The 1,329-nt window shown below is 32.0% G+C and carries 2 protein-coding genes and 1 pseudogene; 2 read left to right on the top strand and 1 reads right to left on the bottom strand.

Translation table 11 applies throughout. The features are described 5' to 3' along the window. Positions 1-176 (bottom strand): annotated as a pseudogene (locus AMN83_RS02800) (HslU--HslV peptidase proteolytic subunit); the annotation flags it as partial. A gap of 89 nt (positions 177-265) precedes the next feature. Here AMN83_RS02800 and hisB point away from each other — a divergent pair. Next, complete coding sequence (hisB, locus tag AMN83_RS02795) at positions 266-856, top strand: imidazoleglycerol-phosphate dehydratase HisB (protein WP_075504184.1); 591 nt, start codon at positions 266-268, stop codon at positions 854-856. A gap of 5 nt (positions 857-861) precedes the next feature. Then, positions 862-1,329 (top strand): imidazole glycerol phosphate synthase subunit HisH (gene hisH, locus AMN83_RS02790; RefSeq protein WP_075504183.1); only part of this gene is annotated, 468 nt, incomplete at its 3' end.

The following is a 1,329-nucleotide window of genomic DNA, read 5'->3' as shown; positions in this document are numbered from 1 at the left end:
TCAAATAGAGTTAATGCGTCCGCAGTTGATCCTGCAAATCCTGCTACCACATCTCTTTTTTCAATTTTTCTAACTTTTGAAGCAGTACTTTTAACAACAGTATTTCCCATACTAACTTGCCCATCTCCTGCAACGACTACTTCATTATTTTTCCTAACTAACACAATTGTTGTCATATCTAATAAATGGTAACTATTTTTGATACTTCAAGTGTTCAGACTGATATTGATATAGCGGGATTATGTATGTATACCATTAAAAATATATGGCTAGAAAAGGAAAAGTATCTCGAAAAACAAAAGAAACCAGCATCAATGTTGAAGTAAATATTGATGGCAAAGGTAAATACCAAATTGATACTGGTATTGGTTTCTTAGATCACATGCTTGAACAATTATCAAAGCATTCTTTGATTGATTTAAAAGTTAAAGCAAAAGGAGATACTCATATCGATCTTCACCATACAACAGAAGATACAGGTATCGCTATTGGTGAAGCTTTAAAAAAAGCAGCTAAAAAATTTGTAGGAATAAAAAGATATGCACACTCAGTTATTCCAATGGATGAAACATTAACAAGAGTTGCAATTGATGTTTCAAACAGACCTTATTTGATTTGGAAAGTAAAATTAAAAGTTGAGAAACTTGGTGAGATGGACACTGAACTATTTAAAGAATGGTTCCAGGCATTCTCTCAATCTGCAGGCATTACTATGCATGTTGAAAATATTTATGGGGATAATAGCCACCATATAATTGAGTCATGCTATAAAGCATTAGCAAGATCTTTAAGAGCTGCATTAGAGATGGATCCAAGAAACAAAAAGAGTATCCCGTCCACTAAAGGCTCATTATAAGTTTAATGAACGTCACAATTGTTGATTATAATTCGGGCAATATTAGCTCGGTAATAAACTCTTTTAAGGAGGTTGCTAAGGATAAAGTAAATATTGAAGTAACATCAGATTTAAATAAGATTAAATCTTCAGATAAAGTTGTTTTACCAGGACAGGGTTCGTTTAAAAGTTGTGTTGATGCACTTAATAACATCAGTGGTCTAGTAGACACTTTAAATGAGTTTGCAATTAATAATAAAAAACCACTTCTTGGAATTTGTGTTGGATTACAAATGTTTGCAGACGTCGGTTTTGAAGAAACAGAAACCAAAGGTCTTGGTTGGATTTCTGGAAAAGTATCAAAAATAGATAATCAAAATGGAAAATATAAACTACCCCATATTGGCTGGAACGAAATTAGTATGACGAAAGATAGTAAGATTTTTAAAGGTATCGAAAATAAATCTCACATGTATTTTGTTCATAGTTATGAA

The sequence above is a fragment of the Candidatus Pelagibacter communis genome (assembly GCF_001180025.1).
GTDB lineage: Bacteria > Pseudomonadota > Alphaproteobacteria > Pelagibacterales > Pelagibacteraceae > Pelagibacter > Pelagibacter ubique_A.
This window is presented reverse-complemented; position numbering and strand designations above follow the sequence as displayed.

Bases quoted from the DNA above. Each gene is read 5' to 3' on its own strand.
- hisB (WP_075504184.1), top strand. From the start codon at position 266: ATGGCTAGAAAAGGAAAAGTATCTCGAAAAACAAAAGAAACCAGCATC.